This window comes from Paeniglutamicibacter gangotriensis Lz1y, assembly GCF_000348945.1.
GTDB lineage: Bacteria > Actinomycetota > Actinomycetes > Actinomycetales > Micrococcaceae > Paeniglutamicibacter > Paeniglutamicibacter gangotriensis.
This window is the reverse complement of record NZ_AOCK01000001.1, coordinates 515811-531004: the sequence shown is the minus strand read 5'-3', so window position 1 is coordinate 531004 and position 15194 is coordinate 515811. Positions and strand designations below refer to the sequence as shown.

Genomic DNA, 15194 nt, shown 5'->3' with positions numbered 1-15194 from the left:
GGCGCAAATCAGCGCATCAGATCCGCGGGCCATTCGCCAAGAAAGCGGGCTCATCCGCAGGCAAACTCACATTTCCCACACAAACCACTTGACGTTCCCACACAATCGGGCATAAAGTCAGTTAAACACAGATTCATGTGTGGCACATCACTGGACGCGAGGAAGCAATGTTCGCCGAAGAACGGCACCGCCTGATCACCGAGATGATCGCCGGCAACGGGAAGGTCACCGTCGCCGAGCTCTCGGCACGCTTCGATATCACCCGCGAAACCGTCAGGCGGGATTTGGCCCAGCTCGAGTCCGAGGGCACGCTGCGCCGGGTCCACGGCGGCGCCGTGGCCACCCAGGCCGCCAGCACCCGAGAAGAAAGCCATTTCGAGCGCACCACCATCCACTCCGAGGCCAAATCCCGCATTGCCCGGGCAGCCCATCGGCTCCTCCCCGCAGAAGGCGTCTCGGTGATGCTCGACGCCGGAACAAGCACCGAGATTTTGGCCGGGCTGATCGCCCAGGACACCACTAACACCCCCTCACTGGTGATCACCCACGCACTTCCCATTGCCGCCCGCATTGCCACAAACACCCAGATCCCCCTGGAGCTCATCGGCGGCAGGGTCCGCGGGCTGACCAGCGCCGCCACCGGAGCCGGAACCGTCGACCAGCTCTCGAAGCTCAACGCCGACGTGGCCTTCATCGGCACCAATGCCCTGCACTCCACCTTCGGCCTGAGCACCCCTGATCCCTTGGAAGCCACGGTCAAAACCGCCATAGTCTCCAGCGCCCAACGCGTGATCGTGCTGGCCGACTCCTCCAAATTCGAAAGGCTCACCCTCGTGCAATTCGCGAAACTTGATGCAATCGACACTCTGGTCACAGATGCCGCCCCCAACGGCGAACTGGCCGCCGCCCTCGAGGCCGCCGACGTGGAGGTGGTGCTGGCATGATCATCACCCTGACCATGAACCCGGCGCTGGATAAGACCATCGAGCTGGATGCCGCCCTGGACCACGGAGGGGTGCAGCGCTCGCGTGGCACCCACACCCAGGCAGCGGGCAAGGGCGTGAATGTCTCGCGCGCCATCAAGCAGGCCGGAGGGCGCACGCTGGCGGTCTTGCCGGGTGCCGGAACCGATCCGCTGCTGCGCCAGCTGGTCGCCGATGATGTGGAACACCGCTCGGTGCACATCGACCACCTGCTGCGCACCAACATCACCATCACCGACCCCGATGGCACCACCACCAAGATCAACGAGCAGGGCCCGCTGCTCAATAAGGCGGTGCTGGAAGAAATCGTTCGAGTCATCGTGGAGCTTTCCCGCTCGGCCAGCTGGCTGGTGCTGGCCGGCTCGCTGCCTCCGGGTGTCAAAGATTCCTTCTACGCGGACCTGCTGGCCACGGTGCGCGGGTCTCTGGGCCTCGCGGCCCCCAAGATTGCTGTGGATACCTCCGGGGACCCGTTGCGCGCACTTTTCGCCGCGGAGGTCACCGAACTGCCGGATTTGATCAAACCCAACGCCGAGGAGCTGGCCGAACTCACCGACCAGGGACCGGACACCGACTTCGAGAATTCTCCGACAGTTACCGCCGCCGCAGCCCAGCTGCTGGTTGACCGCGGGGTCGGCACGGTGCTGGCGACCCTCGGGGCCGGCGGCGCGGTGCTGGTGGATTCCGAAGGCTCCTGGCATGCCGCCCATGCGCCCATCACCCCGCGCTCCACCGTGGGCGCCGGAGATTCATCACTGGCCGGCTACCTGCTGGCCGATGCTGCAGGCGAACCCGCCCCGCAGCGCCTGGCCCGGGCAGTGGCCTACGGTTCTGCCGCCGCGTCCCTGCCGGGTTCGGCAATTCCCACCCCCTACCAGCTGGACCACGATGCCGTCAGCGTCGCCGAGCTGATCACAACCCCAAGGACGAAGTCATGATCGAACTCATCAATCCCGATCTGGTCAGCCTGGATGCCGATCTGGGCTCCGCCACCGACGAGGTCATCGACCACCTCGCGCGGCTCGTCGCCGCCCAGGGCCGGGCCACCGACGCCACTGCCCTGGCCGCAGATGCCAAGGCTCGTGAAGCCAAGACCGCCACCGGTGTTCCCGGCGGCATCGCCATCCCGCACTGCCGTTCCGCCGCGGTACTGGAACCCACTCTGGCCATGGCCCGGCTGGCCCCGGCCGTGGACTTCGGTGCCAAGGATGGCCCGGCGGACCTGGTGTTCTTCATTGCCGCCCCGGAAGGGGCGGACACCGAGCACCTGAAGCTGCTCTCCAAGCTGGCCCGCGCGCTGGTTAGGAAGTCTTTCACCGCTGCCCTGCGCGCTGCCACCTCCCCGGAGCAGATCGTGGAGCTGGTGTCCGCGGTGCTCTCCGATGACCCGGCAGTTGCAGCTGCCGCGGTCGCCGCCACTGCAGCTCCCGCCGCGGCCCCGACCGAAGCACCCGGCGCAAGCGCGCCGGTGGCGCGGATCGTCGCGGTCACAGCTTGTCCCACCGGCATCGCCCACACCTACATGGCAGCCGATTCCTTGGCCCAGACCGCCGAAGAAATGGGCGTCGAATTCTCCGTGGAAACCCAGGGTTCCTCGGGTTCCACCCCGCTGGCCCAGTCGATTATCGACTCCGCTGATGCGGTGATCTTCGCCGTGGATGTGGATGTGCGCGATCGCGGCCGCTTTGCCGGCAAACCGCTGATCCAGGTCCCGGTCAAGCGCGGCATCGACGAACCAGCCAAACTTATCAACGATGCCATCGCCGCCTCCAAGGATCCGCACTCCCGCCGTGTCCCGGCCGGCACCGGCTCCGAGGAAAGAAACGACTCCACCGACAAGGAGTCCTTCGGCGGAGGGCTCAAGCGCGCCCTGCTCACCGGCGTTTCCTACATGATCCCGTTTGTTGCAGGCGGTGGTCTGCTCATGGCGTTGGGCTTCCTGCTCGGCGGCTACGCGATCACCGACGTCGCAGACACCTACCTGGCCGACAATACGATCTTCAACCTGCCCGATGCCGGGCTGGCTGCCTACCTGGGTGCCGTCGCCTTCAAGATCGGTAACCTCTCCATGGGTTTCCTGGTCCCGGCGCTGGCCGGCTACATCGCCTACGCCTACGCCGATCGGCCGGGCATCGCCCCGGGCTTCACCGCCGGCGCGGTTGCCGGGTTCATGGGTGCAGGCTTCCTCGGCGGCATCGTCGGCGGCGTGCTCGCCGGTTTGGCCGCTCGCTGGATCAGCTCCTGGAAGGTCCCGCGCTTCATGCGCGGACTGATGCCGGTGGTCATCGTGCCGCTGCTGGGCTCGATCATCGCCTCCGGGTTGATGTTCCTGATCTTGGGCGGACCCATCGCCCAACTGACCGTGGCACTGAACAGCTGGCTTTCGGGCATGACCGGCACCGCCGCGGTGGCCCTGGGCCTGATCCTGGGACTCATGATGGCAGTGGACCTGGGTGGCCCGGTGAACAAGGTCGCTTACTCCTTTGCCGTGGCAGGTCTGGGTGCCGGCTCGATTGCCGAGAACCCCGCACCGTTGATGATCATGGCCGCCGTGATGGCCGCAGGTATGGTTCCCCCGCTGGCCATGGCCCTGGCCACGGTCATCTCACCGAAGCTGTTCACCGGTGCCGAGCGTGAAAACGGCAAGGCCGCCTGGCTGCTGGGCTTCTCCTTCATCTCCGAGGGTGCCATCCCGTTTGCTGCTTCCGACCCGCTGCGCGTCATCCCGGCCTCGATGGTCGGCGGCGGGATCACCGGAGCCATGATCATGGGCTTCGGCGTGCTCTCCCAGGCACCGCACGGTGGCATCTTCGTCTTCTTCGCCATGAACAACACCTGGCCGATGTTCCTTCTCTCCACCCTGGTGGGAACCGTGGTTTCGGCCATCCTGGTGATCGTGCTGAAGAAGTTCGTCCGCAAGAGCGCACCGCAGGCCATCACGGCCGAAGAACCAGCCACGGTCTCCGCATAGCGGCCCGAGCATCTAATATTCCATGTCAAGAATCCACAAGTCTAAGGAGCCAGTCATGGCAGAACGTACAGCCACCGTCGCCAGCCGTGTCGGCTTGCACGCCCGTCCGGCAGCCATCTTCGCCGAGGCCGCCGGCAACCAGGACCTCGAGGTCACCATCGCCCGTGAGGGAGAGCCGGCCGACGAGGCGTTGGACGCCGCCAGCATCCTCTCGCTGATGGGCTTGGGCGCCGAGTACGGCACCAAGGTCGTCTTGCGTGCCGAGGGTGAGGGTGCGGAGTCAGTGCTCGAAACCTTGGCAGCGATTTTGGAAACGGACCACGACGCCTAAGCGTGGTCCCGGCGTTTGCCCCCGTGTTCCGGGTGGAGCTTCCCTGCGAAGCTGCACCCGGGACACGGGGTTTTCGGGGCATCGCGTCAAGGAGCCCCCCTGGTGCAGCTGCGCTTTCCTAGTGTCCAACTGCCGTGCTGATCTCGTCGAATTCGGCCTTCTGGAGCAGATCTTTGGCGAATGAGGCGACCACTTGGTCCCAAGCGCCGGGAATTCGGCCCTCGGATGGGTACGGTGCGTCCTGCCCATCGGTGTAGTGGAAACTTTTGTGCTCCTCCAGCACCGCGGCTCGGTCGCGTCCCTCGACATAAGCCCTCAGCAGGATTTCTTCCGGCCCCGGTGGCAGATCTCCGCTTCGGCGTTCAATGGCCTTCAGTAGGCGGTGCACCTTGGCCTGGTGGGTGCCCAACAGTTCTGCGATACTTCGCTGGTTGAGTCCACGATCGCGGGCCTGCTTCGCTGCGGAAAGCTCGTCAAGGTCGTCGACGAGTTTTTGCGCTTTGAGCTCCGGATCCAAGGTTTGCCTCGTGGCCAGCTCCTTTGCTCATCTCAGCTGCCAATCTGGTTTTGTATACCGAGCAGCCTGCCCGCTTCCACCAGTGGAGAACCGGCTGAAGATCGTGATCGAGGCAGGAAAAGAGATCCCCTACGAGCGCTCCGCCAAGTAACCAAGCTTCTGGGCGGGCCTGTCCCGGAGCCGTCGGGCTACAGGCTCGGACGAATCCTGCCGGCCACTGATTCCAGGCGTTGCTCGCGCACCGCAAGCTCCAGCCCCTGCTGCAGCCAGGCGGAAACCTTCTCGGTCATCCGCCCGTAGCCCAGGATGCCCATGGCCTTGCGCTTGAGCTCGTCCACACCGGATTCTCCGGCCAGCGATACCCTGGCACATATGAGGTTGGAGATCTCCCGGGGGCTGATCTCCTCGATGTTCAGCTCGTGCGCAGCGAAGCCAGTCCGATAATCGATCCATTTGGTGGGCTCCTGCTTCGATGGCCAGATGAATCCGTCGGAGTCCGTGGTGTGGGATTTCTTGTCCAATGCCGCCAACATCGACTTCTCCCGTGCCGCCGAGACCCTGCCCAAGCCATAGGCGCCGTTGGCCAACCGGGCCAACCGCCGCCGATGGATCGGCCCTTCGGCTTCCACAATCTCGGCCAGCAGTGCTGCGGCTTTCCTCTTGCCTGCGGCCCGCTTGAGCTCGTCGAGTTCATCGATGGCACCGACTTGGCGCGAACCCCACGGTGTGAAGGGTTGGGCCGAACCGGCGTAATCGCGCCGCTTTCCCTCGGGCGCTGTATCAAGGGCATCCTTGGCTGCAGAACCCGGAGTTTCGGCGTTCCTGCTCACTGGGTTCGCCTTGCGTGGTGCCGTTTCCTTGGCTTCCCGCGTCTTTCCTGCGTTCGCCAGTTCGGCATCGATGGACTCGAGCACCGCTTCCGCGTCCTGGAGCCAGGCCGGCAACCAGATCCGGGCGACTGTCTCCCAGCCCAACAGGTTCCGCAGGATCTGATGCGGCAACCCGTCGCGGTCCCCCACAGTCTTGCGCGCGGCCCAGGCTTCGCCATCGAGCAGGATCGCCATCAAGGGTTCGTCGGGGCGCTGAGGATCTGCCACGGTGATATCTATCCGAAAGTCGGAGAGCCCTACGTTTGTGGCCACGTGGTGTCCGCGCCCGCGCAGAGCTTCGGCCACCTGCTTGCGGTGCCTGTCCCGGGCGAGGGAGTCCATCGACCCGTTGCCCAGCACGCGGGTGCCCTCGGCGGCCAGATCCAGGTATGCACGCAGGTGTTTGATGCCCAGCGCGGAGGATTCTTCGGCCCGCAGGTCCACGGGATCGAAGCTGGAGAACACCTTGACCTGGCGCCGAGCGCGGGTGATGGCCACGTTCAGCCGGCGTTCGCCACCGATGTTGTTCAACGGGCCGAAGTTCAACGGCAACCGGCCCTGTGCGTTGGTGCTGAAGGCCGTGGAAAACAAGATCACATCGCGTTCATCGCCCTGCACGTTGTCCAGGTTTTTGACAAACAATCCCTCCAAGTCCGTCTCCAACGCAGCGCCCAGGCGCTCGTCTTCGTGATCACGCAACAGGCCTTCAATGAGATCGCGTTGCGGGGCATTGAACGTGACCACGCCGATGGAGGGGAAGGTAGCCGGCGAAGCATCGAAGCGTTTCTTGATCTCCTCCACGATCTGTCCGGCCTCCACCGGGTTGGTGCGCAGCACCCCGGCGGTTCCCGTGCGGTGGAAGGTGCCGTGGACTCGGATGAGGGAAATTCCGTAGCCCTCGCGGGCCGCGGACCCGTTGCGTGGGGACGGGAAGGAAGAGAGCTTGCCGTCGTAGTAATGCTTGTTGCTGAACGCAATCAGGGATTCATCTTGGCTGCGGTAGTGCCAGGACAGCCAGCGCCGGTCCACCCTGGCCATGACTGCCTCACTCAGGATCGATTCCTCGTCGGCGACCAGCAGTTCGGCGTCGGAATCGTCTCCGGGGTCCACTGACACCTCGGCGAAGGAGCTAGGCGGCATCTGTTTGGAATCGCCCACGATGACCGCGGACTTAGCCCGCCCCAGGGTACCGATCGCGTCGGCAACACGGATCTGCGAGGCTTCGTCAAAAACCACGATGTCGAATTCCCCGGCCCGCGGTGGGAAGAATCGGGCGGCGGAGTCGGGGCTGACCAGCACGCACGGCAGGATGGTGGTGACCAAGTCCCCATAGGAGTCCATCAGCCGGCGCACGCTGAGCCCACCACGGCGGCGTTCGAGTTGCCTGGCTAACTCCCCCATGCGTTTCTCGGCTGTTTTCAATTTTGTTGCGCGTTCCCGCGTGATCGCCTCGGGCAGGGACTTGCCCACGTGTGTGCGCATCGCGTGGGAGGAAACGGCGAACCGCTCGATGGTGCGCTTCTGGGTCTCGGAGTTGAAGGTATCAAGCCCCTGGGCCGCGAGTCTTTCGGCCAGGGCCGACTCTGCGGTGCCGCGCATGAATCCACGCAGTGCGTCAGCGGCGTCGAAGGCCCCGGTGGCCAATTGCACCCACGCAACATCGAGTCCGTGGCTTTTGACTGGTTCAAGGCCTTCGAGGAACGCCGACCACCGTTGGAGGCCGCGCTCGGCTTGGAGCCCGGTGCCGCGCTCTTCGCGGGTGCGTCCGAAGCGGCCGAGGAACGCGGGGGTGCCGGGCCACGTCGAACGGGTGCGCAGTTCCACCGGCAGTGCTCCGAGCAGCGCATCCCATGCGGTGGCCAGCTCCCGCAGTTCAGCACCCAATCCGGCGTCGGCGGGCTCGGCCCGCTCCAAGACGTCCCGCAGAGCCGTTTCGGCTGGACCGTCCACCGCGGGGCCTCCGTAGCCGGCGAACTCCCCGGCCAGGTGCACCAGCTTCTCGCGCTGCCCGGCCACGGAGTTAATGTCGTCTTCGCTGAACGGGTTCCAATGCCGACCGAGCCGGATCTCTGGTATTTCCGCGAAGCCCGCCACGATCCCGGCGCAGCGGGCCCGTGCCTCAACCAACGACTCGAGGATGGGTACGAGGTTTTTGGTATCGGTTTCAGTGCCCCGCCAGTTCGAACCGAAGTGCTTGGTGATCACCGCCCGGCGGCGTTTGGTGCGGCCCAGTCCGAGGAATCCGAACCTGTCGGCATCAACGGCCGCGGTGTGTACCGGGGCGAGGTCCCGTTCAAGCACCGCGGGTGCAACGGTGTTCGGCAACCAGGCCAGGTTTTTTGCAAGGTCCCGTGCCTCGGCCAACAGCTCGCTGCTTTGCTGCTGCCAGACCGGTGATGCTGCGGCGTCGAGGATGTGTGGTGGCACCTGGCCCTCCAACAGCTCGGCGAGCCGGCGAAGGTCCGCGGGTTCGGCCGCGGTGTCCACCAGCGAGGCCAGGGCGTCGTCCTGGTGCAAGCGGGTTGCGCCGGCCAACGTCGTGCCCAGCATGTCGGTGGCTTCCAGAAGTTCTAAGTGGTGCGGCTGAGCCAGGGGGCCGCCGACAAAGCCCCAGGGGTGTTCGGTCCGCGGGTCTGTCCCCTGTGCGGTTTCGGGCAGCCGCAGTAGTGCCTCTCGGACCGCTTCGATCTCGTCGTGGCCGGCGCGGGCGGCGAAGCGCTCCGGGATTGGTAGCGCTTCGATGTCCCAGTCCATGGACAGGGCCGTGGTGTGCGCGCCGTAGGCGGTGTAACCGGCAGGGTTGGGCGCGTGCAGGTCGTGGGCGTAGCCGGCGAGCAGGCGCACGGAGGTCTTCAGGTCGCCGGCGGCCAGCTTCATCCCGGTCGTATCGGCAAAAACCAGGTGGTCCAGCGACGCCTTGATCTGTGCCCGGACGGCGTTCGGGGAGGAGCGCTTGTCGTGTAGGTCAAGAGCGAATTCCCCGAGCCCTACCTCGTTGAGGCGTTTGCGCACCACCTCAAGCGCTGCACGTTTCTCCGCCACGAAGAGCACGCGTTGGCCCGAGGCCATGGCGTGGGCCAACAGGTTGGTGATGGTCTGGGATTTTCCGGTGCCTGGCGGGCCCTCGAGCACGAAGGTGCGCCCGGACTGTGCCGCGGCAACCGCCTCGAGCTGGGAGGAGTCCGCGGGGACAGGAAGCCTTGCGGCCAGCTGGTCTAGGTCCACTGACGGCTTCCGGGCAGCGGTGCCCGCGGGGTCGGTGAATTCGCTGGTCGGGGTTTCTACCAGGTGCCGCACCAGGGGTGCGGCCATAAACGTTTCCCAGTTCTCGTCCAGATCTTTCCACATGCGGAACTTCGCAAATTGCAGGATCGCCAGGTCCACGGTTCCCTCGATGTGGAAGGGAAGCTCCGCTTGCACCAGTGCGTTGCGCAGTGCATCGAGGGCAGCGGCCAGGTCGATGCCCGAGCCGTCCTGTTCGGGGTCCTCGAATCCGGGGATGCGCAGACCGAACTGTTCGTGCAATTTCTCGGCCAGGCAGTAGTTCGGGGTGGAGCTGCCGGTGTCGTCGATTTCGATGCGATAGTGCTTGCCGCGCCCTGCAGGTTTCAGGTGGACGGGGACCAGAAACAACGGGGAGCGCAAGGCCTTGCCATCCATGGACCAGTTCAACGATCCCAGGGCCAGGTAGAGGTTGTTGGCACCGTTGTCGTCAATGATCCGCTTGGCTTCACTGGCCATCCTGCGCAACCGCGTCAGATACCGGTCAGCTTCGAGCCCGGTGTAGACCCGGCTGCGGGAAAACAGCAGCTCGACACGGCGCTCCACTGGTAGCAGCGGACCGGCTTTGTACCGCTCTTTGTCCAAGGCGCCGATCTCGTCGGCGGGCAGCAGCTCGATGGCCTTGGAGTTGTTGACCAGATCCTCGAAGCCGTCCACCACCGACTCGGGCACCGCCAGTTCAAAGCGCGAGCGTTCGGTGAAGTTCAGCAACCGGTTGCGCAAGGAGAGGTCCAGCAGCCCGTTCTTCCATGCGGCGATGCGGGCAGGCGCCGGTTTCCCTTGTGAAGATGGAACTGTTTGCTGGCGTTCGGCTTTTTCCTTGAAGAAGCGTTCGAGTGTGTCGGTGGCCGCGGCCTGGTACCGCACGACGATCGGTTTGCCGGCCGCCGAAACACCCTTGGCCGGCAGCGGCGTGATGCCCGAGCGCCGTGCGGCCTTGATATCAATGGCGAAAACGAGCAGGCCTTCCGCCTCCGGACCTTGCGCGAACTCTTTTCTGGTCGTGGCCGAAGACTCGGCATTGAGCGCGCCGGCTTCGGCGGTGATGGCCGTGGTTTCCACGATGCGCAGCTGCCCTGCAGCTACGAGGTTGGTCAGCGCCCCTGCACCCTCGGAGTCGAGGCTGACGCTGGGCAGCGAGCCATCGGGCGTGCGCCAGTAGGCCAGGAATGCGTGCCCGCGCGCCAACAAGATGACCGAGTTGATGCCCACCGCCTCGAGCAACCCGGAAAACAGCAGCGTGGATTCCACTGAAGATGCAACCCGTGCGCTAAGGATCTCCTGGGCATCGCGGAGGTATTCTCCGCCCGGATCTGTCAGCTCCCGGCCCACCGGCGATGCGGCACGGCTGATCCCGCGGGTACCCAACGCATCGAAGATGCACTGGACCGAGGTGTCGGCCCTTTCGGTGCTACCGATCCGGGCCTCGAGGTTCCCGGTGCGGGTGCGGAAGAGGTCGCTCGCCTCGGAAAGCAATTGGGTCAATGCGGGGTGTTGCGGCTGCACGAAGGAGGCCAGCAGCTCCGCGTTGACCTGGGTTGCGGCACCAGGCCAGTGGTTGGCCGGCAGCAGTTCGATGCTTTCCGAGGCCTCGGCGACCAGCGTCGAATGTTCGGCGATCCGCACGATGAGCTGTCCCTGACGCGTCGAATCGATCAGCGAGAAAGCCGCGGGATCCAGCACCACGTCCAGATTCTCGACGGTGCTCACCCCCGGAGGCAGCTCCAGTCGGCGATCGGCCACCGCGGAGACCGGCAGGTTGCCGCTCATCACCACGGCAGTCACCAGCACCGAACGAGCATGCCCGGCTCGGTTATCCAGCACCACTTGTTCCAGAATCCGGGCGTGGCTGTGGGCCGTGACATAGTTGACCGATTTACTGTGTGCAATATCGATCAGAAGGTGGTCGCCGACCGGGGTGTGGCCCCACGCGGTGGCAGGATCTCCGGCTGCGGCGGCGTTCAGCAGCGCCTGAACCTGCTGCGCCGCATCGCCCAATTGCAGTGCGCTGAGAAACTCCTGACAGGTCTGAAAGGCCACCTGCATGTCCGCTTCCGACATGGTGGCGCCGGTCGCCCACACCCGGTGGATTTCTTGCAGACTCCGGATGTCGTGTTCGGGCTGGCGGGATTCGGGATGTTCGGCTGCGAATGCGAGGTAGTCACGCATCGCGGTCGGAAAAGTCATCAGACCGACTGCTGGTTCCGGGGTTCCCACGGCGCTTTCGAGCCGTGCGGCCAGAGAGCTCAGCCCGGCATTTGCCGTCCGTTCCACGCGTTTTTGCGCCGTCAACGAGGCCAGAGCATTCGAGACCACATCCAATGCGGCTCCCACGTAGTCACTGTGGAACATCGTTTACGGTCTCCTCGAACTGGTGCGCGCCCGGATTTTCTCTGGGCTGCTTCTTCCCTCCATGAACCTATCCCACGGTGCACACTGCAAGGGTGCACCGTGGGCACAAAGCGAAGACCGGCCACGTCCCCGCGGGTGCGGGTACACGGCCGGTCTTCGGCACATCGGCTTGTTCCCTGCCCGGGAGGGCAAGGAGTCACAGGACTAGAAATCGACCCCGCAGTGCAGGATCACGTTGGCGTACGGGGTGGTTTCGCCGGTGCGCACCACAACCTTGGCACGCGGCAGGGCTTCCTTGAGCTGTTCGTGGGTGAGGAAGTCCGCGGCAAGCCCGTGGTTTTGGCAGATCCGCTCGACTCCGGTCCCTTGTGCCTCGCTGGCCAGGGTGCTTGATTCGATGACCAAGTTCCTGGCCAAGACCTCCAGGATGTCTTCGAAGCTGGGGGTCCCGCGCACCAGCGCGAGGTCGATGATACTGGGGCCGGCAGGAATGGGCAGCCCGCAATCGGCGATCACCACGGTGTCGGTGTGTCCCAGGGTGGCCAGTGCGCTGAGCAGAGGCGCGTTGAGGATGTCGGTTTTGAGCACGGGTGTCCTGGGCTTTCGGGGATCTTGGGGATTGTTTAGAGGTTGTTCAGCGAGCGCGGGTAGGAGGCTTGGGCTCCGTGTTCCTGCACGGTCAGCGCGGCAAAGCGGCCGGCGAATCCGGCGGCTTCGATCAGGGTTTCACCGGCGGCCAGGCGCGCGGCCAGGGCGCCGGTGAAGGCATCTCCGGCACCGGTGGTGTCAACGGCGGTGACCTTCACGGCGGGCAACGTGGTGATCTCGGCGGCGCCATCGGTTCCGCGCACCGCCACCAGTGCGCCCTCCCCGCCGAGGGTGATGACTACCGAGGCGATGCCTTCATCGCACAGGCGCTGGGCAATGACCGGCTCGGGGTCGGTGCTCAGTTCCTTGCTTCCCTCGAGCTGGGCCAGGATCAGGGCGGCCTCGTGTTCGTTAACCACCAGCGGGTTGGCCCGGCAGAGGTAGTCGCGGTCCAGGTCGATGACCGGTGCCAGGTTCAGCACGATGGGCCCGGTGGCGGCATCGATGGCCGCGCGGATCCCTGATTCGGGGATTTCTCCCTGCAAGACCAGCACGCCCTCAAGCGCGCCGGCGGCGGTGACCGCCGCAGCCTCCATACTCGAGTTGGCACCGGAGATCACCGCAATGCTGTTTTCCGCCTTGGCGTCGACGCTGATGATGGCAACGCCTGTCGCACCTTCAATATGTTTGACACGATCGAGGGCCACCCCTGCCTCGGCCAACTGGCCCAGGGCGATCTCCGCGTGCGGGTCATTGCCGACGGCACCAATGAATTCGGTTCTGGCACCGGCGAGAGCCGCGGCGAGGGCCTGGTTGGCGCCCTTGCCGCCGGGAGTGAGCCGGTACGAATCGGCAAGGACCGTCTCGCCCGGGCCGGGCAGCCGATTCATCAGCGCGGTGATGTCCACGTTTGATGAGCCCACGATGGTCACTTGCGTAGTCGATGCCATGATCATTGTTCCTTTGTGCGGTGCTTGGAGTGTGCTGCCCGTGTTGCGGGCGTGGGAGCCTTCGACATGCGCGGGGCTCCCCAGAGGATGCTACTTGGTCTATGCGCCGGTATTCTCGGCGATCACTGTGTCAACGGTAACGGCGACGGTTGCCGCGACGTCCTTTCCGGCCAGGGACCCGGCGAGGCTCTGCACGCTCTGGCGTCCGAGTTCGGCAAGGTTCTGCGCGCTCGTGGCCAGCAGGGTGCCCTTTTCGCCGGCGGCGAAGCCGACCGCTGTCATGACACTGGTCGACCCCAAGACCGGCAAGACTGCGGTGGCCAAAATCGATTGGTCCACGGTCCTGATGGTTGGTGGCAGCATCACTTTCGTCGGAGGCCTGCAAACGATGGGTGCTTAGTTCTTGGGCGATGCCGCAAGTCAGATAGTAAGTCCATTGATCGCGGCTCTTGCCATTTGCCTGATCGACTGGCTTGTCCCTGCCCTCGCATCAACCACCGGAATACTCGCGGCCCTGGTGCCGTGGGCGATCCCGCTTGTGGCTTCGGCGACATCGCCGGCCGCGCATTGATCGCGGCGATTGGCTTTTGTTCCCCGATCGTGGACCTCTTAGCGTTCGGACGGTGGGTGCGACGCTTGTAGCCACCGCCGATGAAGATGAACGCTCCCGCATCAATCAGCTACTCATCCAGTGGCCAATGCCCATGGCCGTCGTCGGACCCATTGCTCTTGTCGGTGCACTTGTACTCCCAACTATTTGCTAGACCCCACGCCCCCAGAACCTACAACGTAGCATTTCAAAGGAGAACCCCCGTGCTACCGCTGAGCGGCATTGGCGTCATCGATCTCAGTCGCGGAGGGCAGGTGACTGCGTTTCACATGGGGTGGTTGAGTCCGGCACCGGTCCATTCCCGGGGAGGGTGGGCGGATGGACGGACCCCAGCGGGCACGCATTCGCTCACCCGTCAAACCGGATCTGTATGCGCTAGAACACGATAACCGGCTTGAGGGTCGATCCGTCCGCCGAATCGACGAAGGCCTGATTGATGTCCTCAAACTTGTACTTCTTGATCAGCTTGTCGAAGGGGAACATGCCTCGGGCGTGGAGGCTGATTAGTCTCGGGATGAATTCCTTGGGCACCGCGTCGCCCTCGATGACCATGGAAATCTTGATACCCGTCAACAGCAGCGTGCCAATGTCGAACGGTGCCTCCGTGCCCAATTTCGCGGCACCTACCAGTGCGCCGTGGCCCCTGATGGTCAGTGACTTGGTCATCTGCGCGAACACTGCAGGGACACCAGTGGTGTCCAACGCGTAGTCGACCCCGCCCCCGGTGATCTCTTTGATCGCCTCGACCGGGTCAACTTCCTTGGAGTTCACGATGTGGGTGGCACCCAGTTCCTTGGCGAATTCCAGACGCTCGGGAACGATGTCCACCATGATGATGGTCGTGGCGCCGGCGGCCTTGGCCGCAAGCATGCCCGACATGCCCACGGACCCGGTGCCGAACACCGCGATGGAGGATCCGGGCGTGGGCTTCAGGACGTTGAGCACGGCCCCGGAACCGGTCATGATGCCGCAGCCGAGCGGACCGAGGATCTCCAACGGAGCGTTGTCGGGGACCTTGACCGCACCGTGGGCCACAACGTTGGTGTATTCGGCAAAGGAAGACTGTCCAAAGAAGTGCGATCCGATCGCACCCTGCGAGTCAGAAAAGGCCTTCGAGCCGTCCGGACGCTGGACGCCAAAGTTCCGGTCGTAGAAGTTCACGCAATACATCGGGTGCCCGGCGAGGCACTGCTCGCAGGCGCCGCAGAATGCCGGACCCATGACAACTTTGTCGCCAACGGAGAACCCCTGCACGGCCGAGCCAACCGCCTCGACGATCCCGGCACCTTCGTGGCCCAGAACCACCGGTAGCGGCACCGGGTACCACTGGTCGCGGATGATGGCGTCGGTGTGGCACACCCCGGAGGCCACGATCTTCACGCGAAGCTCGTCCGCACGAGGTTCGTCGAGATCGACTTCACGGATCTCAAGGTCGGTTTCGGGGGCAATTGCCACAGCTGCTCTGGTCTTCATGAGTTCTCCCAACAGATCTTGTGCGTCACAAGGAAACGCATGCCCGCTGGGGGCACGCGCGTCGTCTGCCGCACGATTTCGGTGAAACCATCGATGGCGCGCAAGCGACATGGCCCACTACCTTCATGCTATCCCTTCGAGACGAAGCGAAGTCAAGCATGGAATCTGCAAGAAAATCTGGTTGCCGGCTCAGCCCGCCCGGCGCACGGGGGGGGGGCCTTGCGCGATCATCGAGGTGGCGCAAGGCTGGGGAGGTCAAGACACCGAC

Annotated in this window: 11 protein-coding genes; 5 read left to right on the top strand and 6 right to left on the bottom strand. The window is 64.6% G+C overall.

Features of this window, described 5'->3' with window-relative positions; genetic code table 11:
- Positions 1-167 precede the first annotated feature (167 nt).
- The 4 genes from ADIAG_RS02425 to ADIAG_RS02410 are packed head-to-tail and all read left to right on the top strand — an operon-like array spanning position 168 to position 4285.
- Positions 168-944: a DeoR/GlpR family DNA-binding transcription regulator gene (locus tag ADIAG_RS02425; RefSeq protein WP_007269707.1), complete on the top strand. Its 777-nt coding sequence runs from the start codon at positions 168-170 to the stop codon at positions 942-944.
- Positions 941-1921, top strand: a complete 981-nt coding sequence (locus ADIAG_RS02420; protein ID WP_007269706.1) for a 1-phosphofructokinase family hexose kinase — start codon at positions 941-943, stop codon at positions 1919-1921. Before ADIAG_RS02425 ends, ADIAG_RS02420 begins: the two co-directional genes overlap by 4 nt.
- Positions 1918-3954 carry a PTS fructose transporter subunit IIABC gene (locus tag ADIAG_RS02415; protein ID WP_007269705.1) on the top strand — a complete coding sequence of 679 codons (2037 nt, stop codon included), beginning with the start codon at positions 1918-1920 and terminating at the stop codon, positions 3952-3954. The genes ADIAG_RS02420 and ADIAG_RS02415 overlap by 4 nt, the downstream gene beginning before the upstream one ends.
- A 55-nt stretch (positions 3955-4009) precedes the next feature.
- Positions 4010-4285, top strand: a complete 276-nt coding sequence (locus ADIAG_RS02410) for an HPr family phosphocarrier protein (protein WP_007269704.1) — start codon at positions 4010-4012, stop codon at positions 4283-4285.
- A 118-nt stretch (positions 4286-4403) separates the two neighbouring features.
- On the opposite strand, the gene ADIAG_RS19830 is transcribed toward ADIAG_RS02410, so the two are convergent.
- Complete coding sequence (locus ADIAG_RS19830) at positions 4404-4802, bottom strand: hypothetical protein (RefSeq protein WP_007269703.1); 399 nt, start codon at positions 4800-4802, stop codon at positions 4404-4406.
- Positions 4803-4812: 10 nt separating this feature from the next.
- On the opposite strand from ADIAG_RS19830, the gene ADIAG_RS21565 reads away from it, so the two are divergent.
- Positions 4813-4953: a hypothetical protein gene (locus ADIAG_RS21565; RefSeq protein ID WP_161623921.1), complete on the top strand. Its 141-nt coding sequence runs from the start codon at positions 4813-4815 to the stop codon at positions 4951-4953.
- A 37-nt stretch (positions 4954-4990) separates the two neighbouring features.
- Here the strand turns inward: ADIAG_RS21565 and ADIAG_RS02400 are convergent, their stop codons facing one another.
- From ADIAG_RS02400 to ADIAG_RS02380, 5 genes are all read right to left on the bottom strand, one after another.
- The gene (locus tag ADIAG_RS02400) at positions 4991-11305 is read right to left on the bottom strand and encodes a DUF4011 domain-containing protein (RefSeq protein ID WP_007269702.1); all 6315 of its coding nucleotides are present in this window, start codon (positions 11303-11305) and stop codon (positions 4991-4993) included.
- Positions 11306-11509: 204 nt separating this feature from the next.
- Positions 11510-11893 (bottom strand): D-ribose pyranase, encoded by a 384-nt coding sequence (gene rbsD / locus ADIAG_RS02395; RefSeq protein ID WP_007269701.1) that lies wholly within the window; start codon positions 11891-11893, stop codon positions 11510-11512.
- A 35-nt stretch (positions 11894-11928) separates the two neighbouring features.
- Complete coding sequence (locus ADIAG_RS02390; RefSeq protein WP_007269700.1) at positions 11929-12843, bottom strand: ribokinase; 915 nt, start codon at positions 12841-12843, stop codon at positions 11929-11931.
- 99 nt (positions 12844-12942) lie between these two features.
- Positions 12943-13182, bottom strand: coding sequence for a hypothetical protein (locus tag ADIAG_RS02385; protein ID WP_152426009.1), 240 nt, complete (start codon positions 13180-13182; stop codon positions 12943-12945).
- Positions 13183-13828: 646 nt separating this feature from the next.
- Positions 13829-14926, bottom strand: a complete 1098-nt coding sequence (locus tag ADIAG_RS02380) for an NAD(P)-dependent alcohol dehydrogenase (RefSeq protein WP_007269698.1) — start codon at positions 14924-14926, stop codon at positions 13829-13831.
- Positions 14927-15194 lie beyond the last annotated feature (268 nt).

What these genes read in the sequence shown, in the direction of transcription:
- ADIAG_RS02425 (WP_007269707.1), top strand. Translation starts at nt 168, where the DNA reads ATGTTCGCCGAAGAACGGCACCGCCTGATCACCGAGATGATCGCCGGC.
- ADIAG_RS02420 (WP_007269706.1), top strand. Translation starts at nt 941, where the DNA reads ATGATCATCACCCTGACCATGAACCCGGCGCTGGATAAGACCATCGAG.
- ADIAG_RS02415 (WP_007269705.1), top strand. Translation starts at nt 1,918, where the DNA reads ATGATCGAACTCATCAATCCCGATCTGGTCAGCCTGGATGCCGATCTG.
- ADIAG_RS02410 (WP_007269704.1), top strand. Translation starts at nt 4,010, where the DNA reads ATGGCAGAACGTACAGCCACCGTCGCCAGCCGTGTCGGCTTGCACGCC.
- ADIAG_RS02400 (WP_007269702.1), bottom strand. Translation starts at nt 11,305, where the DNA reads ATGTTCCACAGTGACTACGTGGGAGCCGCATTGGATGTGGTCTCGAAT.
- ADIAG_RS02390 (WP_007269700.1), bottom strand. Translation starts at nt 12,843, where the DNA reads ATGGCATCGACTACGCAAGTGACCATCGTGGGCTCATCAAACGTGGAC.
- ADIAG_RS02380 (WP_007269698.1), bottom strand. Translation starts at nt 14,926, where the DNA reads ATGAAGACCAGAGCAGCTGTGGCAATTGCCCCCGAAACCGACCTTGAG.